Consider the following 21,034-nt stretch of genomic DNA (forward strand, 5'->3'; position numbering starts at 1 on the left):
GATGTTATTGGTCTACGTATGTGTGTGGGATAGAATTAAGATTTTAAAGCAATCTATATAGTTTGATTATTCGATAGTTTGACTTTAAATATGTTAAAATATTCTTTTGGGTTTGAAGCTAAAATTGTACTTTTCAAAAAAAAAATATGAATCGAATTGTATTGATTTTGATGAGCCTTAGTCTTTCTGTTTTTTCTCAAAAAAAGCAGCCCAGCAAAGAGGAAAAAGAAATGATTTACGGAATTACTTATAACACCGGTGCAGCAATCTTTAAAGTTCCTGATTTTCCGTTTAAAAAAGTGACTAGAAAAGTCGATGAAATTCAAAAGAAAACAATTCAATCTACCGAGGTTATAAATTCATCTGTTGATACGCTTATTTCGCGAGGAGTTTTGAAATTAGAGAAATCTGAATATGGATATAACTTATTGTATAATTCTCGCTTTCCCTCGTATTATAAAGGGAATGATGAGACAGATATTGTGCGATTTCAACCTGTAAAGAGTAATTTGTTTAATTTGAAAAAAGAGTTGATTGAAATCAAGAACATCGGTTCATCTTCTTTCGGAAGCGAATCATCGTTTAAATACTTAAACGGAGAAACTACTAATGTGAGTTTTACGACATTGCATAAACAGGATCAAATAAACAATGCTGTAGACTTTAAAAATAATAATGAACTCTCTGAAATTAAAGGGAGTGTGACTTATAATATTAAATTTATTACAGATTACTCTCAGGTAAAGCTTTCTTCAAAGAATATAGGAACTACATTTAAATTAAATAACATTGAGTATAATTTAGTTGATATTATAAACAACGTGATATTAATAGAAGCAGTCGATCCTAAAAATAGAGATAATGAAATTCGTTTAATTAATTATGATGAATCTGGGAATGTTCTAGTTAATTACAGCGATAGTGAAGTGGAGCAGTTAAAAAAGAAAAATAAAAAAATAAATGGGGAAAGAGCTGGTTTCAGCGATATAAAAGGGAATATAAGTAAGTTTATTTTTGATGCTTTTAAAGCCAATCCAGCAATAACTTTAGAGGAATATAGAAAAACATTTACGATAGAAGATATACTAAATGAAAAAAAGAAGTATATATTCATTAATACCATCGCGCCAATTAAAAATGATTTTGTTCTTTATGAACCTGTTTATGGTATCGACAGAACTTTTGAGATGATTCCAAATCAGGAAAAACCAGCGCCTAAAAAACTTCTGGCAGAAGATTATAATGCTCCGCAGTTATCTGCAAATTGGAACGAGAAATTATTTGGAAATATTAAAGAATACACAGAGACTTATTATAATACATCAAAAAAGAATGGTAAGTATGTAAAAGGTAAAATGCAGTATTATATAACTTATAAAAAGAACTCAAATGGCGAATTTGTTGAAGATAAATTTTTTCCCAAAAAGTCTGATTATCCAGTGAATAAATATAATAGTTTAAAACAAAAGATCGAGTCAATAACGTATGATGATGATGAAAAAGTTACTGGGAGAACAATTTATATTTATGGATCGGGAAATAAATTATTAGAAGAGAAAAGTTATTCTGATAGTGATACTTTAAGAAATGTAGTGAAGTATCAATACATTAAAAACAGCATCATAAAAACGAGTTTTTCTTATGACTATCTGAATGGAGAAGCAGAAGCAACCGAGTCTCAAGATGATTTAGTATATGATGAAAGAGGAAACCTTATAGAAGAACATTTTAAACTAAATAAAAGCGATTCGGGTTATAGTGATGAATTAATTATTTTTAGCAAGTACAACTCCGATAATAGAAAAATTGAATCATCAAGTCAAGATTTCCAGGCTCTGGGAGACGGTAAAATTAAATTAGATACAAAAATGCAATATCTTAAAAATGATGATAAAAAAAACTGGACCGAAATGCTGGTTGAAGGAAAATTAGATTCAAAAAAACCAAGTGCAGATTTTGTAGAGCGAGTATTTGTATATGAATAGAAAATTTAAATACGGGATTAATTTTAAATAAAACAGATAAAAAAAACCGCTTTGTAAAAGCGGTTTTTTTATAAAGAAATTCTAAATCAGAAATCTAAAACAGATTAATATCTGTAGTATTCTGGTTTGAACGGACCTTCAACAGGAACACCAATATAAGCAGCTTGATCGTCACGTAAAGTTTCTAATTCAACGCCTAATTTAGCTAAGTGTAAAGCAGCTACTTTTTCATCTAAATGTTTTGGTAACATGTAAACTTCATTTTTGTAAGCTGCGCTGTTGTTCCATAATTCAATTTGAGCTAAAGTCTGGTTTGTAAATGAGTTACTCATTACAAAACTTGGGTGACCTGTAGCACAACCAAGGTTTACTAAACGACCTTCAGCAAGAATGATGATATCTTTTCCAGCGATGTTGTATTTGTCAACTTGTGGTTTGATTTCGATTTTAGATGCACCGTGGTTTTTGTTTAACCAAGCCATATCAATTTCGTTATCGAAGTGACCAATGTTACAAACAACAGTTTTGTCTTTCATTTGCTCGAAGTGCTCTCCAAGAACGATATCTTTGTTTCCTGTAGTTGTAATGATGATATCAGCATTAGCAATTACAGTGTTTAATTTTTTAACTTCATAACCGTCCATTGCAGCTTGTAAAGCACAAATTGGATCGATTTCAGTAACTGTTACGATAGAACCAGCACCTCTAAAAGAAGCAGCAGTACCTTTTCCAACATCACCGTATCCACAAACGATTACTCTTTTTCCAGCTAACATTAAGTCAGTTGCACGACGTACAGCATCTACAGCAGATTCTTTACATCCGTATTTGTTATCAAATTTAGATTTAGTAACAGAGTCGTTAATGTTGATTGCAGGCATTGGAAGAGTTCCCGCTTTTACTCTTTCGTAAAGTCTGTGAACACCAGTTGTAGTTTCTTCAGAAAGACCTTTAATTCCAGGAACCAATTCAGGGAAACGGTCAATAACCATATTAGTTAAATCTCCACCATCATCAAGAATCATGTTCAATGGTTTTCTGTCTTCACCAAAGAATAAAGTCTGCTCAATACACCAGTCAAATGATTCTTCGTCAAGACCTTTCCAAGCATAAACCTGAATTCCCGCAGCAGCAATAGCAGCAGCAGCCTGATCCTGAGTAGAGAAAATGTTACAAGAAGACCAAGTAACCTCTGCACCAAGAGCAATTAAAGTTTCGATTAAAACCGCAGTTTGAATCGTCATGTGTAAACATCCAGCAATACGTGCACCTTTAAGAGGTTGTTCGTCTTTATATTCAGCACGAAGCGCCATTAAACCTGGCATTTCAGCTTCAGCTAGTTCAATTTCTTTTCTTCCCCAAGCTGCAAGAGAAATGTCTTTTACTTTGAAAGCCACAAAAGGCGTAGTTGTAGTACTCATTTATATTATATTTGTATAATTGTAAAATTTTTGCAAATTTACGTAATACCTTTTTAATTTTACTAATTTCTATAAGATTTGTGAAATCTTTAATTTCTTAATCTTTAGAATTTTAAGTAACTGTTTTTTGAAAGAAATAATTTGGATAAATTATATTAATTTTGTGACAGGTATATTTTCGAGTACACAGAAAAACTTTGGAATCATATAATTTGGAACTTCTTGTGATATCCAGTGTATGAATTCTGCTTCACAAAAAACTGCATTTTGATTCATAACCAAATCTGCATGTATTTTGCTTATTTGATTTTCATCTATTACATTTTTAATTTTTACCCATTGTATATTTGGGTTTTTATAAATAATATTTTCTATTTCTACAGGATATACATTTTCACCTCCAATAATCATCATGTCATCTTGTCGGCCTTTAATAAAAAGGTATCCTTCATTATTTCTCAAAACTAAATCTTTGGTAGGTATATCAGTATTATTTTTGTTGTCTGATGACCATTCACATTTTATAACTAAATGCCCTACTTCATTTTTTTTAGCTAAATTTTGATTTGAATTTATTATTTTGACCTCAACTCCTTTTATGGTTTTTCCAATTGTGTCCGGATATTTTATTAAATCCTCGTGCGTAGCAATTGTGCAAACGCCAGTTTCTGAAGTGCCGTATAAATTATACAACTTTGTGAAAGGTGTTTTGTGAATTATTTTGACGACATTAGACTGTAAAATATCGCCTCCAGAAATAATGTTTTTTACTTTTGGGTTTACATCTGTCAACTGATATACTTTTTGAATCATTAGAGGAACCGTTATCCAGTAATCAGTCTCTTCTTTGTTTAAGAAAAACAATGTTTTTTCAGAATCAAACTTTTTAAAAAGACGAATTTTTTGGGTCATAAAAATGGATAAAAACAAGGAGGCAAGACCATACCCGTGAAATAGAGGTATTGAGATTAAGGTAGATTTGTTTTTTTTTAAATGTAATTTTTGAACAATATCAAAAAATGGATTAAGGAAATTTTTTATCTTAATTTTCCTTTTTTCAATTTTTGGTTTTCCTTTTGTGCCGCTTGATAAAACGGCTATTTTTCCTTTTTTTCGTTTTAAAATATTTTCTGTTTTAGGAGTTGAATCAAAATCGATAATTTCATCATAACAAAACAAAGGAGTTTTAAAAGATGAAAAATCAGCAAACAGAGTCTTTTCAGCCAGGATTAAATCTATTTTATGTGTGCTTAAAAAAGTATCAAAATAGCTCTTTTTTTGATTCGGATTCAGTAAAAAAATAGTAGTGCCCAAACCAGAAACAGCAAACAAAGATTTTACAAACTGCACAGAATTTGCACCAACTATAACAATTTTACTATTTGATTGTATATTGAATTCTTTATTTAAATAAAAAGCCATTGCAGCAGATTGTTTGTACAATTCGTTGTAGGACAAATGCTGGTATTCGTCTTGAATATAGGCATTTTCTTTAGCTGTTTTTTTAACTGAATCGAGCAGGGTTAATAAGGTAAATCCGTGTTTGTTTATAGATTTTACCATTCTTAAGATTTGCATAAATCCTAAGATTTGTAATTTAGATACTGCTTTCATCATCTTTTTTTAAGCTGAAAAAAGAAATTTTTTCCCAAATTTTTTCCCCGAAAAAACTACCTAATTGAGGAAATATAAGCCACCAGGGCTTACTGCGGGTTTTTGAAGAATATAGGAGTTTAGCAATTCTAAAAGCAGCTTGTTCGGGCTGCATAGCCGGATAGTTTTTGTACTTTTTATTTGGAGCAATCATTTTTGTTTTGACCAAAGGCAGATAAATTGTTTTAGCCTTTATTTTCATAATCTTCCATTCGGCAGTATTGCATCTAATCCATTGATCAAAAGCGGTTTTAGAAGCCTGGTAAGCAGCCCATTTTGGAGCTGGCAGAAGTAATACATTTATGGCAGAAACGTTTATTATGTGTCCGTGTGAGGCTTTAAGCAATGGCGTTATTGCCAGGATTATTTTTATTGGTGCAAGGTAATTAATAGAATTTGTTCTTGTAAAATCGTGAAATCTACTTAAAGAGTTTTCTAACGAACGCATAATCGATTTTCCGGCATTCGAAACAAAAACATCAATTGTATCAGTTAAAACATTGAGTTCGTTAACTGCCCTGTCTACTTCGGTTTCCTGATAAAAATCGGCAGTAATCAAACTGCATTTCGAACCATTTTTCCTTACAATGTCTGCAATTGTATTTAATTTTTCGGCTGTTCGCGCAATTAATATTAAGTGAACATCGTAATTGGAAAAAAGTAATGTCAATTGTTCGCCAATACCATAACTGGCACCTGTTATAACGATAGTCTTTCCTGAAATTGTTTTTTGCAGTTTTATACTATCAAATGCCATATCTGGAAATAATAATTGCTCAATAAAAGTTTTTGCCACCTTAGATGTTTTAATTAGCTGCAAAAAATGTCTTTACAGGGATTGATTCTGCTGAATATTTTGTAAAAGTTGTAAATTTACAAATTGAAGACGGATATAAAACAAATGTCGAGGATATTATTTTTTTATTTGGCTCACATAAAAATATGCAATAAGAACATTCTAATTTTGAAATAAAAAAGCAATGCCACTTTATAAAACGATCAACTATAATGCCTCAACCCAAATCTTAATTTGGGAAATAACAGAGTCTCTTGAAGAATTATTGAGTAAAGTTGTGTTGAAAGAAAAAACGCAAAAAAGATTTGACGGCATGAAATCGCAAATGCATCAGCGGGCTTTTTTGAGTGTTCGAATGCTGATTCAGGAAATGGGATTTACAGATAAAGATTTACATTATGACGAATTTGGAAAGCCTTATTTTGATTGTCATAATTTTATCTCAATTACGCATTCCTATCATTTTGCCGCAATAATTATCAGCCACGAAACCGTGGGGATTGATATGGAATTGCAGCGTGAAAAAATTCAGAGAATTGCTGATAAATTTACCGATTTTGAATGCAGTTATTTAAAACCGGAATTTACAGAAGAATACATAAAAAAACTTACCGTAATCTGGGGAGCCAAAGAGGCTATCTTTAAAATCAGAAATGAAAAAGGAATCAGTTTTAAAGATCATATTAAAGTTGGGGACTTTTCTTTAGAGAAAACCCAAACGCAGGCAAGTCTTCATTTTGATAATTTGATCAAAGATTTTGATGTTCATTACGAAGAAATCAAATCAGATAATTTTGAAGGTACTTTTACTTTGGTTTATGCTTTCGAGAAATAATTTTTAGCTTTAGCCTTAAACTTCACTTTCTTTTTGTCTGTGCTGAAACATACTCATATACAAAAAAGTGCTCATTTTACGGGCACGTCTTTTTAAGGTTTCTACATTTTCGCCTTCAAAATGCTCATCTAATGTCTGAGCCCAATGATTAAGCCAGATTCCAAATTCGTTTGCCGTTATTTTTTCGTCAAAATGAGCATCAACTTCATTGTGAACAGCGTGTGGATTTCCTTTGTACTTTTTTACAGCAAATAAATTGGTTTCCCAAAAATCAGTCAGCTTTTCGAGATGAGCATCCCAATCGGTAATCATTTCATTAAAATAAAAGCCGATTTCTGCATCGGCTCTTATTTTATCATAGAACTGATTTACTAAAAAAGCAACGTCATCTCTATTTTCTATTTGTTTTTTCACAGAACAAGAGTATTTAAAACAATAAATAAAACGCTTAAAATTGAACTCAGAATTAAAAGGTTAAAAACCACTTTGTGTTTCATTTGAGCCAAAATAGAAGTATTTACAAAGATACAAGCTAAAACGATAATTGCCAGCTGAATCATTTGAGGAATAGAAGTTCCGTTAGATAAAACATACATTGCAGCAGCACCTCCTAAACAGCTTTGCCCAATTACTGCCATTGCAGCAGAACCCATGTAATTTTTATTGAAAATGTCGAATGTGGTTTGATATAGTGTCATGATATTCAGATTTTTATATGACAAAGATACGGCCGCAATACAACTGTGTTTTATGATTAAAATCATAAAACGAGAACTTTTTTATCTGTATACTTTTCTGTTTACAATCTTCAATTCTCCTTTTTTTTCCAAAGCTTTAATTGCTCGAATAACAGTTTCTACCCGCAAGCCGGTTAAATCTCCAATTTGCTGTCGGGTAAAATTGATGAGGTAACCATTCAATTCCTTTTTAAAATTAAAGTAAGCAATTCCGTGATCAATTAGTTTTAAAACGCGGTGTTCTGGTTCATGTGTCGAAATTTCGGCTGCCATAATCGATTTATAATACAATCTTTGTGCAAGATTTTCGATTATCTTGATACTGATCGCAGGATTTTCTTCCAGCAGTTTCATGAAATTTGGTTTTGGAAGCGCAAAAATTTCGCTGTCTTCAACTGCAATCGAATTGGCTGGATATTTTTGATTTAAGAATAAAGGCGGTTCGCCAAAAGATTGATCCCTGTAGAATATTCCCTGAATAAATTCGCGTCCGTCATCATTGTAATTACTCATTTTAATTTCACCCGAAATTATCTGATAATAATGAGTTGGCAGATTTCCTTCTTCAAAAATAATATCATTTTTGCCGAAAGACTTTTTTAATGTACCGTAATTCTCTAATAATTCAGCTGGTATCATAAAATGTTTTCTTGGATTGTTAACAGAGACTTTGCAAATATAATTCATTCATAATAGTTCTTCTACGTTAAAAACTTTTTACTTTTACAGCCATTATGGAGCAAAAAATACTTATTACAATCCATCAGCAAATTTTAGAAGCCAAAAGAAATGGTCAAAAATTATTAGCCATACTTCTGGATCCTGATAAAATTGTTTGGGAAAATTTGGATCATTTATTACTTAAAATAAATCAATCTCCAGCAACCCATATTTTTGTTGGCGGCAGTATTGTTCAAAGTACAATTTTAGAAGATTTGATAGGGCAGCTAAAACAAAAAACAAACCTGTCGGTTGTGATATTTCCAGGCGATCCTTCGCAGATTTCACCGCAAGCAGATGCTATTTTGTTTTTGTCGTTATTATCTGGCCGAAATCCTGATTATTTAATAGAATATCAGGTCCAGGCAGCACCAATCTTGAAGAAAACCAATCTTGAAGTTATTTCAACAGGGTATATTTTGATTGAAAGCGGCAATGAAACTGCTGTTGCCCGCGTTAGTAAAACAGAACCTCTTAATCGTGAAAACCTTGATTTGGCATTAGCAACAGCACAGGCGGGCGAAATGCTTGGCAATAAATTAATTTATTTAGAAGCCGGAAGCGGTGCTAAAAAGCCAGTGCCGTTAGAAATGATTTCACTCATTGCTCAAAACATAGAAATTCCTGTTATTGTTGGAGGAGGAATTGTAGATTTGCACGGAATTAAAAAAGCATACAACGCTGGCGCCGATTTAGTAGTTATAGGAACTGCTTTTGAAAACGACAGTCATTTTTTCGATTCATAATTAACAGCCCTTTAAATACCGTAAAATGATTGATTTTTTCCTCGAAAGTTATAAAAATGCACCATTATGGCATATCATTCTGGAATTTTTGGTATTTGTTTTTGGTATCTTAAGCGTATGGTTTGCTAAAAAAGAGAACATTTGGGTTTATCCAACGGGATTAATTGCAACGGTAATTTCAGTTTACCTTCTATATATTGCCGGTTATATTGGAGATATGATTATTAATGCTTATTTCTCTGTTATGAGCATCTACGGTTGGTATATGTGGTCAAAAGGAGCAACGGTTGAAGATAATCTGCCAATTACAAGGACGAATTCTAATGAAAAAATAATTGGCGCTGCATTGTTTGTAGTAACCATTTTTGTAGTTTTCGGGATTTATAAATATTTTGATTACGAAATCAAATATGACAATTATGTCGATATGATATCGTCTGGTATATTTTTCGCAGGTATGTGGTATATGGCGAGGAAGAAAATTGAGAACTGGACACTTTGGATTATCGGTGATATTATTGTAGTGCCTCTTTATGCTTATCGTGGCTTAGGGATGCTGTCACTTCAGTATTTAATATTTACAATTTTGGCTATTTCAGCTTATTTAGAATGGAGAAGAATCTTAGACAGCAAAAAACAACAATCATAAAAATTGCTTTGTTTGGTCCTGAAAGTACAGGCAAGACGACATTAGCAAAACAACTTGCAGATTATTATGAAACCGAATGGGTTCCAGAATTTGCACGCGATTATTTACAGCAAAAGTGGGAAGAAAATCAGCATATCTGCACAGTTGATGATATGATGCCTATTGCGTATGGACAGACTGTATTAGAAAATGAAAAACTTGCAGAGTCTGAAAAATACTTATTCTGCGATACTAATTTAATGGTTACTAAAGTTTTTTCTGAAGTTTATTACGGATTTTGTGATCCGCTTTTAAATGAAGCTGCTTTGAAGCATAACTATGATTTGTTTTTCCTTACAGATATTGATGTTCCTTGGGAAAAGGACGATATAAGAGATACTGCGGAAGGAAGAGAAACTGTATTTTCTGTTTTCAAACAAACTTTAATCGATAATAAAAAACCTTTTATTACTCTTTCTGGTGATAAAGAAAGTCGTTTAAAGAAAGCGACTCTCATTGTAGATGCTTTGGGAGCTTTAAAAGAAAAAGGATTGTCATCTCAGGATTTTGTCGAAATCTATAATCATGGTATTCCTTTCGAAAATATCCTGGAGCAATTGGACATATTTAAAAACGGAATAGCAAAAAGTAACTTAATAAGCCCAGCAACAATCAATAATGGAATTTTAAGTTTGTCTGAAGCTGATTTTGAAGAAAAAGCTGCATTTTTTGACAAGCAGAAAGAAAGCTTAAAGATCAAAAAGTTTGTTCCGGCTTCAGGTGCTGCAACAAGAATGTTCAAGTTTTTAACGGCTTTTTTGAATGATTTTGATATTCAAAAAGAAACTATAAATGCTTACATAAATAGAAAAAATGACAAGGAACTTGCAATTTTTATTGTGGGTATGGAAAAGTTTCCTTTTTTTGAAACTGTTCATGAAAAACTAAAAGAAATTTATCCTGATTTTGAAACTTTAGAAAGAGATTATAAGAATTATTATTTCATAAAATTACTATTGTCTCAGGATTATTATAATTCAGCAAATAAACCAAAAGCAGTTTTGCCTTTTCACTTATATGATACACACATCGCAACTCCCATAGAGGAGCATTTAAACGAATGTGTACATTATGCGACAGCTAAAAATGTTTCTAATTTGCATTTTACGGTTTCAGAAATACATCAGGAGTTGTTTGAAGCTGCCGTCGATGCCGTAAAAGAAAAAATCGAAAACCCTTCGGGAGTAAAAATAAATATTGGGTATTCTTATCAAAATAAAAGTACTGATTCAATCAACGTTGATTCAAAAAATAAAATTGTAAGAAGTTCAAACGGTAATTTGGTTTTTAGACCTGGCGGACATGGAGCTTTAATTGAAAACCTGAATGATCTTGATTCAGATATTATTTTTATCAAAAATATAGATAATGTGATTCAAAATCATATTGATAAGATTGCATTGTATAAAAAAGCTTTAGGAGGAATTTTAATTGCTGTTCAGCAAAAAGTCTTTGGATATTTAAATGCAATTGAAAAAAATGAAGTGAAAGAAAGTGATCTTAAAGAAATAGTGGATGTTTTAATGCAAAAGCTGAACATTCAAATGAATAAAGAATTCAATAAGTTTACTTTTGAAAATAAGATCATTAAAATAAAAGAACTGTTAGATCGTCCAATTAGAGTTTGCGGAATGGTTAGAAATGAAGGCGAACCAGGCGGCGGACCTTTTTGGGTAATGAATGATAAAGGCGAGATTTCATTACAGATTGTTGAAACATCTCAGGTTGACTTAGCGAACAAAAAGCAACTAGAAATTTTAGAAGAAGCAACGCATTTTAATCCGGTTGATTTGGTTTGCGGTATTAAAAATTATAAAGGAGAAAAATTTGATCTGAAGCAGTTTGTAGATCAGAAATCTGGATTTATAGTGGAAAAAAGTGTCGAAGGAAAAGCGGTAAAAAGTTATGAACTTCCTGGATTATGGAATGGATCGATGGCAAATTGGTTAACAGTTTTTGTTGCTGTACCTTTAATTACTTTTAATCCGGTAAAAACCGTAAATGATTTATTAAAACCAGCACATCAGCCACAGTAATGGATAACGAGAAAATAATATCAGAATTAAACTTCAAAGCCGTTAGAAGCAGTGGTGCGGGCGGACAGAATGTAAATAAAGTTTCTTCGAAAGTTGTTTTATCTTTTGATTTAGAAGCTTCTCACGTTTTATCTAATGATGAAAAAACACTTTTAAGAGAGAATTTATCAGCTCGTTTAACTTCTGAAAATATCTTAATCTTAAATTGCGACGAAGATCGAAGTCAGCTTAAAAACAAGGAAATAGTTATAAAACGTTTTTTAGAAATTATCAAAAAAGGTTTGTTTGTACCTAAGGTTAGGAAGGCGACAAGGATTCCAAAATCGGTAATTAAGAAAAGAATTAAAGACAAAAAGAATATTTCTGATTTAAAACAGTCCCGAAAAAGACCAAACTTAGATTAAGTGTAAATTATATAAAATTTCAAATTCCAACTCAAATAAGCTTTTGGAATTTGGATTTTTTTTATTGGAATTTCTTTCTTTGGAGTTTAAGTTTTTAACATTACATTTGCATTGTCTCAAAGGGGTGCTCTAAATAACGAGCTGAGATCATACCCAAAGAACCTGAGCGAGTAATGTTGCTAAGGGAAAAAACGACAATTTTAAGCGTGAACACTTTATATTGTCGTGGAACACATTTATTAATTTAACAAAGAATAATTCCCCCTTTTATTCGTAATTTTTTACGAATGAAAACTATTTTTGAAGGTACTAAGGTACTAAGTTACAAAGGTTCTAAGTTGAGCCAAAAATCTATTTTCTTTACTCTATTCTCTATTTTCTTTACTCTATTCTCTTACGGACAGGAACAAGATTCAACCCAAGTTAATCAGCTTGATAATGTACTGGTTTCTGCAGTTCGTGTCACGTCTAAAACACCAGTTACGTTTAGTAATATGGATAAAAAGGAAATAAAACACCGAAATCTTGGTCAGGATATTCCCGTTTTAATGAATTATCTGCCATCTGTAGTAACAACTACCGATGCCGGAGGAGGAATTGGTTATACAGGAATCAGAGTCCGTGGAAGCGATGCAACAAGAGTAAACGTGACCATAAACGGAATTCCATACAACGATGCCGAAAGTCAGGGAACTTTTTGGGTTAATATGCCTGATTTTGCTTCTTCTGTAGAAAGTTTGCAATTGCAGCGTGGAGTTGGAACTTCTACCAATGGTTCATCTGCTTTTGGAGCGAGTTTAAATATGCTTACAGATAGTTATGCCTCTAAACCAACTGGCGAAATTTCGAGCTCTTTTGGGAGTTTTAATTCAAATAAAAATACGGTAAAATTTAGTACAGGTTTATTAAATGATCATTTTGAACTTGCCGGACGCTTATCTACAGTTAAATCTGATGGTTATGTAGATCGTGCAAGCTCTGATTTGAAATCTTATTTTCTTCAGGGAACGTATGTTGGAAAAACTACTTTAATCAAAGCTTTAGTTTTTGGAGGAACACAAAAAACATATCAGGCTTGGAACGGAATTGATGCTGAGAAGCTTAACTCACACCGAAGATACAATTCGGCTGGAGAATATACAGATGAGTTTGGAAATACTCGCTATTATGACAATGAAACCGATAATTATAACCAAGACCATTATCAGCTGCATTGGAGCGAATCAATTTCAGATAAATGGAGTACAAATCTGGCCTTTCATTATACTAAAGGAAAAGGCTATTTTGAAAATTATAAACCAGATGCTTTAATGTCTGAGTATAGTTTAGCGCCAGCGAATGATATTGCAACAACAGATTTGATCCGTCAAAAATGGTTAGATAATGATTTTTATGGAACAACTTTTTCTGTAAAATACAAACAAGAAAAACTTGATGTTATTCTTGGCGGAGCATGGAATAAGTACGAAGGTGATCATTACGGAAAAGTTATTTGGGCCCGAGATGCTTCAACTTCAGAATTAGGAGATCATTACTATGATGATTTTTCGTCAAAAACAGATGGGAATGTATTCGCTAAAGCAAATTATCAGTTTACAGAACAATTAAGTTTTTACGGAGATCTGCAATATAGAAATGTACATTATAAAGCTAATAGTGCCGAAACTGGTTTAGTAAACGATACTTTCAATTTCTTTAATCCAAAAGCGGGTTTAAACTACGAGATCAATCAAAAAAATAATCTTTATTTTTCGTATGCACGTGCTAATCGGGAGCCAAACAGAACCGATTATGAAGGCGGAAATGTGAAACCTGAGAAACTAAATGATTTTGAATTAGGATGGAGATTTAATTCGGAGAAATTCCAGTTGAATTCTAATTTCTATTATATGGGATATAAAGATCAATTGATTTTAACGGGAAGATTAGATGATGTTGGGGCGCCAATTCGTGCTAATACTGAAAAAAGTTATCGTTTAGGATTTGAATTTGATGCTACAATCCCGCTTTCGGAAAAATTCATCATCAGACCTAATTTTACCTTAAGCAGTAATAAAAATGTTGATCTGGCAGTTGAAGGGCAATATTACGGAACAACAAAAATTGCTTATTCTCCCGAAGTTATCGCCGGAAATATCATTGTGTATAAACCAATTGAAAACTTATACGTTTCATTACTGCAAAAATATGTTGGAGAGCAATACATGAATAATATTGAGCTTCCTGAAGCAAAATTGGCAGATTATTTTGTGAATGACCTGAATGTATCTTATGAAATAAAACCAAAATCAATTTTCAAATCAATTACAATAACAGGTTTGGTAAATAATATTCTGGATAAAAAATATGTTTCAAATGGAGCAATGTGGGACATTTATCCATCCTATTATCCGCAGGCAGGAATTAATTTTCTAGCTGGACTAACATTAAAATTCTAAAAATAAAAAAGCCTGAAAATTTAAACTTTCAGGCTTTTTTATTTTTAATTGTAAACGTGAATCACTGTTCCGCTTACCTGAACTTTATATTGTTTTAATGGATATTCTTTTGCCCCAAGCCCTGTAAATAAACTGTAAGAAGTTTTATCGCAAGAGCAAACAGCATTGATGCCATCAATAGTCATGGCAACGCATGAATTTATCTCCTGATTTGGACAAGCAGCATCAAAAGCATTATAACCGCTTCCTGCATTAAAAATGATAATTCCTTTTGCTCCATTATTAGGAACAATAACGGCATTACTCACATATTTAAGATTGGAATACGAAGGCAGATTCATATCTACAGATAAATTAACAGAATAACTCGGTATATACGGGTTTTTGTTACTGCGTTCGCTGTCGCTGCATGAGAAAAGTACAGAAACGAAAAGAATTATGAGCCAGAATTTTTTCATTATTTTAATAAGAATTAGTGAAACAAAAATAATTTATTTAGATTTGATTTTTATATGATTAACATATAATTATGTACTATTAAAAATAATAGTATATTTGTAATACAAAATCCCGTCCCGATGGGATTTTTTCTATTTATGTAAACGATGAAGTTATGAGTAAAGTATCTTATTATACCGCAGAAGGGTTAAAAAAATTAAAAGATGAATTAGAGCATTTAAAAAGTGTAATGCGTCCTAAGGCATCTCAAGATATAGCAGAGGCAAGAGACAAAGGCGATTTATCTGAAAACGCTGAATACGATGCTGCAAAAGAAGCGCAGGGTTTATTAGAAATGAGAATTGCTAAATTAGAAGAAGTATATTCTAACGCAAGATTAATTGACGAATCACAACTAGATGTTTCGAAAGCTTTGGTGCTTTCTAATGTAAAAATTAAAAACCAAAGTAACGGAATGGAAATGAAATATACACTTGTTGCAGAAAGTGAAGCCGATTTAAAAACAGGAAAAATTTCTGTAACCTCTCCTATTGGAAAAGGTTTATTAGGAAAATCTGTTGGCGAAGTAGCAGAGATTACAGTACCAAACGGTATTTTGAAATTTGAAATTCTAGAAATTTCAAGAGACTAAAGTTTTTATTGTTTAATCGGTTATTCTTTTGATCGGTTAAATGGATAAACGTTAAACGATTAACCGAATAAACAATGAGCAGCATATTCACTAAAATAGTTAATGGAGAAATTCCAGCTTATAAAATTGCAGAAGATGATAATTATCTGGCTTTTTTAGATGTAAATCCAAACGCAAAAGGTCACACACTTTGTATTCCAAAACAAGAAATCGACAAGATTTTTGATATGGATGAAGAGTTGTACTTAGGCTTGATGAAGTTTTCTAAAAAAGTTGCGGCAGCATTAGAAAAAACGATTGCTTGTAAAAGAATTGGTATTGCAGTTGTAGGTCTGGAAGTTCCTCACGCACACGTACATTTGATTCCATTAAACCACATGGATGAAATGCGTTTTCAAGATAAAGTATCACTTTCAAAAGAAGAATTTGAAGCTTTGGCAAAAGACATTCAGTCTAATCTTTAAGATTAGCAGAAAATAAAAAAAACACCAATTCAGTTTAGAATTGGTGTTTTTTTTTTGCTTTTTTTTAAATAGGATTAGTGGTTTCATAAATGATTTGAAAAGTAGTTCCTTTTCCAATTTCAGAATTGAGAACTTTAATATTTCCGTTATGATATTCTTCAACAATTCTTTTCGTTAGAGAAAGTCCCAGTCCCCAGCCGCGTTTCTTGGTAGTAAAACCCGGTTCAAAAATAGTTTTGAATTGGTTTTTTGAAATTCCGCTTCCCGAATCTTTCACGTTTATTTTTATATGATGCAGATCTTTTTCGATATAAAGATCCAAAGTTCCTTTTCCTCTCATGGCATCAATAGCATTTTTAACCAGATTTTCGATAGTCCAGCTGTGCAGCGTTGGATTAATCAAAGCAAAAATTGGCTTTTCGGGAACCTGATAAGAAAAAGTAACTTGTTTAGAAAAGCGCGATTGTAAATATTCGTACGTATTTAAAGTTTCTGCCACAATATCATGTGGTTCTAGAACAGGAACCGAACCAATTTTAGAAAAACGATCTGTTATGGTTTGAAGACGTTCAACATCTTTTTCAATTTCAACTGTTATAGATTGATCAATATCTTCTGTTTTTAAAATCTCAACCCACCCAATTAAGGAGGATAAAGGTGTTCCAATTTGATGTGCTGTTTCTTTTGCCATTCCGGCCAGCAATTTATTTTGCGTAGCCATTTTTGTGCTTTTGTAAAAATTATAAATCAAAGCAACACACAAAAAGATAATCAGCAATAAGGCTACAGGATAATATTTAAGTTTGTTAAGTAATGCCGAATTTCCATAATATAACGTTTGATACTTTCCGGGAGCATATTCAAAAGTTATGGGTTCATTTTCATTTTTCAGCTTATTTAAAAAAACTTTTCTTTTTTTCTTATCATTAAGAATTTCTTCAGGAACATTTTTGGCGCTTACCACTTTGTCGTAAAGTATCAGTACAACAGGAATTGAAGTATTATTGCTGAAAATTTGAAGCGGAAGTTCAACATCAGTATTTTCGTCAGCATTTACAATTGTAATCTGTGCATTCACAAAAAGCTTCATTTTTAAACGTTCTTCATTCTTAAATATCTGGAAAAATGTATAAGTATTCCAGAGAATCAGTGAAATGATTAAAAAGGAAATGAAAATTATAACCCAACGAGTTGTATTTCTACTTTCAGAAAAGCGCATAAACTAAATTTTGAGGTATAAATATAACGAAATAAACACATTTTATATTTTGCGGGGCCTTAAAAGATTTTTTGTTTTAATCTTCAAAAACTATTTCTTTCAATTGAACGATTTCAATACTTTTGTAAGACCAAAAATGAGTTTTGGTTAAACAGAAAAAATTATGATAAGCATTAATCCAAAAGAAATACCTACAGCACAGCTGCAGGGATATTTACAAAGCGCAGTTGGCCCCAGACCCATTGCTTTTGCAAGTACTATAAGCGAAAAAGGAATTCCTAATTTGTCGCCATTTAGTTTCTTTAATGTATTTAGTGCTAATCCGCCCATTTTGGTTTTTTCGCCTTCAAGAAGGGTTCGCGATAATACCGTAAAGCACACTTTGATCAATGCAGAAGCTACAAAAGAAGTTGTAATAAATGTAGTCAATTACGATATTGTACAGCAAACATCATTGGCAAGTACTGAATATGGAGACGGTGTAAACGAATTTATAAAAGCAGGTTTAACGCAAATTCCGTCAGATTTTGTAAAACCTTATCGTGTAAAAGAATCTCCAGTTCAGTTTGAATGCAAGATTACGCAGATTATTCCGTTAGGAACAGAAGGAGGGGCAGGAAACCTGATTTTATGTGAAGTAGTAAAAATTCACATTCACGAATCAATTTTGGATGAGAATGGCGCAATCGATCAGCATAAAATAGATTTGGTTTCAAGACTTGGTGCAAATTGGTATTCAAGATCCAACCAAGGGCTTTTTGAAGTCGCAAAACCATTAACAACTTTAGGTGTTGGCGTTGATGCTATTCCCAATTTTATTAGGGAAAGCCCTGTATTTGACGGGAATGACCTCGGAAAATTAGGCAACGTAGAAACCTTGCCCACAAAAGAAGAAGTTAGTATATTTGTGAAAGAAAATTTTTCTGTAAAAGGAGTTTTAAGTTCAGATGATCAGGAAAAAGTTCATTTAGAAGCCAAAAAATATCTCAATAAAGATGATGTTGAATCAGCCTGGAAAGTGCTTTTAGCTAAAAAATAAGAAAAGAAATAATAATTAATTATAGACGAAGATGGAAGTTATAGGAAAAGTAAAAGTGGTTAATCCTGAGCAGCAAGTTAGTGCTTCATTCAAAAAAAGAGAGTTAGTAGTTACTACAGATGAGCAGTATCCGCAGCACATTTTAATCGAATTTACACAAGATAAATGCGATTTATTAAGCAGCTATAAACAAGGTGAGGCAGTAAAAGTTTCTATCAATTTAAGAGGAAGAGAATGGGTTAATCCGCAAGGAGAAACTAGATATTTCAATAGTATTCAAGGTTGGAGAATCGAAAGAATGGCACCAGAAGGTCCTGCACAAACACCTTCAGTTCCTGCAGCAGAAGCTTTCGCTCCAGCGACAAATTTAAACGAAGACGAACCAGACGATTTACCGTTCTAAGAGTTTGAAATTCAGTTTATTAAATTCCAAATTCCAATTCATTTATGTGAATTTGGGATTTGGAATTTTATTTTATTCTGAGTTTTCTCCTTTCAGTCGAAAGGACAAGAATTGGATTTTGAAATTTAAAATATTGTAATTTAAGATGTATTATTTATTTGAAGATTTATTTTTTCCTCCAGTTTCAGAAGCCGATGAAGAAGGTATTTTGGCAATTGGAGGCGACTTAAATCCTGAACGATTAAAACTTGCTTACAAAAGCGGCGTTTTTCCTTGGTTTAATCCAGGCGAACCTATTCTTTGGTGGGCGCCGGATCCTAGAATGGTTTTGTTTCTGGATGAATTAATCGTTTCAAAAAGTATGCGTAATGTTTTAAATCGAAATCAATTTACAGTTACTTTTAATAAATCCTTTAAGGATGTAATTTTAAATTGCCAGCAGATAAAACGAGACGGTCAAAACGGAACTTGGATTTCAAATGAAATGATCGAAGCGTATTGTAAACTAAATGCCGAAGGAATGGCTAAATCTATTGAGGTTTGGCAGGATGAGGTATTAGTGGGCGGTTTATACGGAATAGATTTAGGCCATGTTTTTTGTGGCGAAAGTATGTTTTCTAAAGTATCTAATGCTTCAAAAGTTGGATTTATACATTTGGTAAACCATTTAAAAAAAGAGAATTACAAACTATTGGATTGTCAGGTTTATAATCCGCATTTAGATAGTTTAGGTTGTCGTGAAATTGATCGCGACGAGTTTATGTCCATTTTAAAAGACAAATAAAAATGAGTGCAGTTCATGTTGTAAAAGAAATTTATATTTATCCAATAAAAAGCTTGGCAGGGATTAGCCTTCAGTCTGCGCATGCCGAAGAAATGGGTTTTGAAAATGACCGCAGATGGATGTTGATTGATGCTGAAAATCAAATGATAACGCAAAGAGAACATCGTATAATGAGTCAGTTTTATCCACAAATTTCAGATGGAAAAATCAGTATTACTTTTCAGGACCAAAGGCATGAGTTTTCTATAAGTGAACATTTGAAAAATGCTATGAAGGTGAATGTTTGGGAAGACAAAAGTGAAGTTGTTGAGGTAAATCATGAAACATCAAAATGGTTCAGCCAGCATTTAGGATTTGAATGTAAATTGGTAAAAATCATAAAAATAGGAGATCGTAAACATGAAAGCTCCAAAGCGAAACAAACTTTCAATGTAAGTCTGGCCGACGGTTATCCGTATTTATTAATCGGATCGAAAAGTCTGGATTTTTTAAATGATAAATTGGATGAAAAAATCACCATAAAAAGATTTCGTCCCAATATTGTAGTCAGCAGCGAAAATCCTCATGAAGAAGATGATTACAACACTTTTAATATTGGAGAAGTTCAATTTAAAAACATAAAACCCTGCGGAAGATGTATTATGGTTAACAACGATCCAGAAAATGGACGTTTAAAAAAAGAGCCTTTAAAAACCTTAAGCAAATACAGAAATGTAAATAATTCTGTTTTATTCGGAACCAATATCGTGAGTTTAAATTCTGGAAATATTAAGGTTGGAGACGTACTTGTTTTCTAAAAATTCAGTTTTGTAAAATTCCAGTTTAGTGTATTAAAAAGAACTAACTCATTTTTTAAAGTTGGTAATTCCAGAATCAATTTCAATGTTTCGTGCGCCATCATATTTCCAATAATTCCGGGTAAAGTTCCCAAAACACCATTTAAATCACAATTCGGAACATCTTTCGGATCAGGCATTTCTGGAAATAAATCTCGCAGATTTTTACTCCCATTATGATTGAAAACCGCAATTTGGCCTTCAAATTTTAAAATACTTCCATAAACTAAAGGTTTATTTAATTCAACACAAGTATCATTTACCAAATAACGCGTTGTAAAATTATCTGAACCATCGACAATAACATCATATTGCTGAATCATTTTTGATGCATTTTGAAAAGTTAGTTTTTCCTGAATTGCCTCGACTTGAATTAACGGATTCAGTTTTGAAACTACATTTTTAGCCGCAATTGCTTTAAATTGTCCAACTTCATTTTCAGTATATAAAATCTGTCTGTGCAGATTATGAATTTCGATTGTATCAAAATCCATGATTCCGATAAAACCGACTCCGGCAGTTGCAATATATTGTAAAATTGGACAGCCCAAACCACCTGCACCAATTACTAAAACTCTTGCTTTTTTTAGTTTTTCCTGACCTTCATCGCCAATTTCAGGAAGTATGGTTTGTCTGTTGTAACGGAGGAATTCTTTGATAATGCTCATTTTAATTTTAGTCTTAAAGTTGAAAAGTCGAAGGTCGAAAGGCTTTGAATATGGTTAAATTTAAATTATAAA

The 21,034-nt window shown here is 32.3% G+C and carries 22 protein-coding genes; 13 read left to right on the plus strand and 9 right to left on the minus strand.

Going from position 1 to position 21,034, the window contains the following annotated elements; translation table 11 throughout:
- Positions 1-146: 146 nt before the first annotated feature.
- On the plus strand, positions 147-1,985 hold the full coding sequence (locus tag L1276_RS10470) for a hypothetical protein (RefSeq protein ID WP_253787503.1): 1,839 nt from the start codon (positions 147-149) through the stop codon (positions 1,983-1,985).
- Positions 1,986-2,089: 104 nt separating this feature from the next.
- On the opposite strand, the gene ahcY is transcribed toward L1276_RS10470, so the two are convergent.
- From ahcY to L1276_RS10485, 3 genes are all read right to left on the minus strand, one after another.
- Entirely contained in the window at positions 2,090-3,406 is a 1,317-nt protein-coding gene (ahcY, locus tag L1276_RS10475; RefSeq protein ID WP_253787504.1) for an adenosylhomocysteinase, read from the minus strand.
- A gap of 150 nt (positions 3,407-3,556) precedes the next feature.
- Positions 3,557-5,023 (minus strand): class I adenylate-forming enzyme family protein, encoded by a 1,467-nt coding sequence (locus L1276_RS10480; protein ID WP_253787506.1) that lies wholly within the window; start codon positions 5,021-5,023, stop codon positions 3,557-3,559.
- Positions 5,004-5,855, minus strand: coding sequence for an SDR family NAD(P)-dependent oxidoreductase (locus tag L1276_RS10485; protein WP_253787508.1), 852 nt, complete (start codon positions 5,853-5,855; stop codon positions 5,004-5,006). Before L1276_RS10485 ends, L1276_RS10480 begins: the two co-directional genes overlap by 20 nt.
- Before the next feature lie 184 nt (positions 5,856-6,039).
- Between L1276_RS10485 and L1276_RS10490 the strand changes: the two genes are divergently transcribed.
- On the plus strand, positions 6,040-6,690 hold the full coding sequence (locus tag L1276_RS10490; protein ID WP_253787510.1) for a 4'-phosphopantetheinyl transferase superfamily protein: 651 nt from the start codon (positions 6,040-6,042) through the stop codon (positions 6,688-6,690).
- 15 nt (positions 6,691-6,705) lie between these two features.
- Here L1276_RS10490 and L1276_RS10495 read toward each other — a convergent pair whose 3' ends face one another.
- From L1276_RS10495 to L1276_RS10505, 3 genes are all read right to left on the minus strand, one after another.
- Positions 6,706-7,104, minus strand: coding sequence for a group III truncated hemoglobin (locus L1276_RS10495; protein ID WP_253787512.1), 399 nt, complete (start codon positions 7,102-7,104; stop codon positions 6,706-6,708).
- A complete protein-coding gene (locus L1276_RS10500) occupies positions 7,101-7,388 on the minus strand; it encodes a hypothetical protein (RefSeq protein ID WP_253787514.1) in 288 nt (95 codons plus the stop codon). The genes L1276_RS10495 and L1276_RS10500 overlap by 4 nt, the downstream gene beginning before the upstream one ends.
- An 81-nt stretch (positions 7,389-7,469) precedes the next feature.
- A complete protein-coding gene (locus L1276_RS10505; RefSeq protein WP_253787516.1) occupies positions 7,470-8,066 on the minus strand; it encodes a Crp/Fnr family transcriptional regulator in 597 nt (198 codons plus the stop codon).
- Between the two features lie 95 nt (positions 8,067-8,161).
- On the opposite strand from L1276_RS10505, the gene L1276_RS10510 reads away from it, so the two are divergent.
- From L1276_RS10510 to L1276_RS10530, 5 genes are all read left to right on the plus strand, one after another.
- Positions 8,162-8,893 (plus strand): geranylgeranylglyceryl/heptaprenylglyceryl phosphate synthase, encoded by a 732-nt coding sequence (locus tag L1276_RS10510; protein WP_253787518.1) that lies wholly within the window; start codon positions 8,162-8,164, stop codon positions 8,891-8,893.
- 25 nt (positions 8,894-8,918) lie between these two features.
- The gene (pnuC, locus tag L1276_RS10515) at positions 8,919-9,542 is read left to right on the plus strand and encodes a nicotinamide riboside transporter PnuC (RefSeq protein ID WP_253787520.1); all 624 of its coding nucleotides are present in this window, start codon (positions 8,919-8,921) and stop codon (positions 9,540-9,542) included.
- Positions 9,503-11,617 (plus strand): DUF4301 family protein, encoded by a 2,115-nt coding sequence (locus tag L1276_RS10520; RefSeq protein ID WP_253787522.1) that lies wholly within the window; start codon positions 9,503-9,505, stop codon positions 11,615-11,617. The genes pnuC and L1276_RS10520 overlap by 40 nt, the downstream gene beginning before the upstream one ends.
- Positions 11,617-12,021 (plus strand): alternative ribosome rescue aminoacyl-tRNA hydrolase ArfB, encoded by a 405-nt coding sequence (gene arfB / locus L1276_RS10525; RefSeq protein WP_253787524.1) that lies wholly within the window; start codon positions 11,617-11,619, stop codon positions 12,019-12,021. Before L1276_RS10520 ends, arfB begins: the two co-directional genes overlap by 1 nt.
- Positions 12,022-12,308: 287 nt before the next feature.
- Entirely contained in the window at positions 12,309-14,459 is a 2,151-nt protein-coding gene (locus tag L1276_RS10530) for a TonB-dependent receptor (protein ID WP_253787526.1), read from the plus strand.
- Positions 14,460-14,503: 44 nt separating this feature from the next.
- Here the strand turns inward: L1276_RS10530 and L1276_RS10535 are convergent, their stop codons facing one another.
- On the minus strand, positions 14,504-14,917 hold the full coding sequence (locus tag L1276_RS10535; RefSeq protein ID WP_253787528.1) for a hypothetical protein: 414 nt from the start codon (positions 14,915-14,917) through the stop codon (positions 14,504-14,506).
- Positions 14,918-15,072: 155 nt separating this feature from the next.
- On the opposite strand from L1276_RS10535, the gene greA reads away from it, so the two are divergent.
- Positions 15,073-15,549 carry a transcription elongation factor GreA gene (gene greA, locus L1276_RS10540; protein WP_035685867.1) on the plus strand — a complete coding sequence of 159 codons (477 nt, stop codon included), beginning with the start codon at positions 15,073-15,075 and terminating at the stop codon, positions 15,547-15,549.
- Positions 15,550-15,623: 74 nt separating this feature from the next.
- Positions 15,624-16,013 carry an HIT family protein gene (locus tag L1276_RS10545; RefSeq protein ID WP_253787530.1) on the plus strand — a complete coding sequence of 130 codons (390 nt, stop codon included), beginning with the start codon at positions 15,624-15,626 and terminating at the stop codon, positions 16,011-16,013.
- A 64-nt stretch (positions 16,014-16,077) separates the two neighbouring features.
- Here the strand turns inward: L1276_RS10545 and L1276_RS10550 are convergent, their stop codons facing one another.
- Positions 16,078-17,232, minus strand: coding sequence for a PAS domain-containing sensor histidine kinase (locus tag L1276_RS10550; protein ID WP_253787532.1), 1,155 nt, complete (start codon positions 17,230-17,232; stop codon positions 16,078-16,080).
- A 163-nt stretch (positions 17,233-17,395) separates the two neighbouring features.
- On the opposite strand from L1276_RS10550, the gene L1276_RS10555 reads away from it, so the two are divergent.
- From L1276_RS10555 to L1276_RS10570, 4 genes are all read left to right on the plus strand, one after another.
- Complete coding sequence (locus tag L1276_RS10555; RefSeq protein ID WP_253787534.1) at positions 17,396-18,271, plus strand: flavin reductase family protein; 876 nt, start codon at positions 17,396-17,398, stop codon at positions 18,269-18,271.
- A 31-nt stretch (positions 18,272-18,302) separates the two neighbouring features.
- Positions 18,303-18,674 (plus strand): DUF3127 domain-containing protein, encoded by a 372-nt coding sequence (locus L1276_RS10560; RefSeq protein ID WP_012023670.1) that lies wholly within the window; start codon positions 18,303-18,305, stop codon positions 18,672-18,674.
- Between the two features lie 145 nt (positions 18,675-18,819).
- A complete protein-coding gene (aat, locus tag L1276_RS10565; protein WP_253787535.1) occupies positions 18,820-19,458 on the plus strand; it encodes a leucyl/phenylalanyl-tRNA--protein transferase in 639 nt (212 codons plus the stop codon).
- Between the two features lie 2 nt (positions 19,459-19,460).
- Entirely contained in the window at positions 19,461-20,255 is a 795-nt protein-coding gene (locus L1276_RS10570) for an MOSC domain-containing protein (protein ID WP_253787537.1), read from the plus strand.
- Here L1276_RS10570 and L1276_RS10575 read toward each other — a convergent pair.
- On the minus strand, positions 20,252-20,962 hold the full coding sequence (locus L1276_RS10575; RefSeq protein ID WP_253787539.1) for a HesA/MoeB/ThiF family protein: 711 nt from the start codon (positions 20,960-20,962) through the stop codon (positions 20,252-20,254). The two genes, L1276_RS10570 and L1276_RS10575, sit on opposite strands and share 4 nt — an antisense overlap.
- Between the last annotated feature and the right edge of the window lie 72 nt (positions 20,963-21,034).

It is taken from the genome of Flavobacterium sp. HSC-32F16, from assembly GCF_024171645.1.
Taxonomy (GTDB): Bacteria; Bacteroidota; Bacteroidia; order Flavobacteriales; family Flavobacteriaceae; genus Flavobacterium.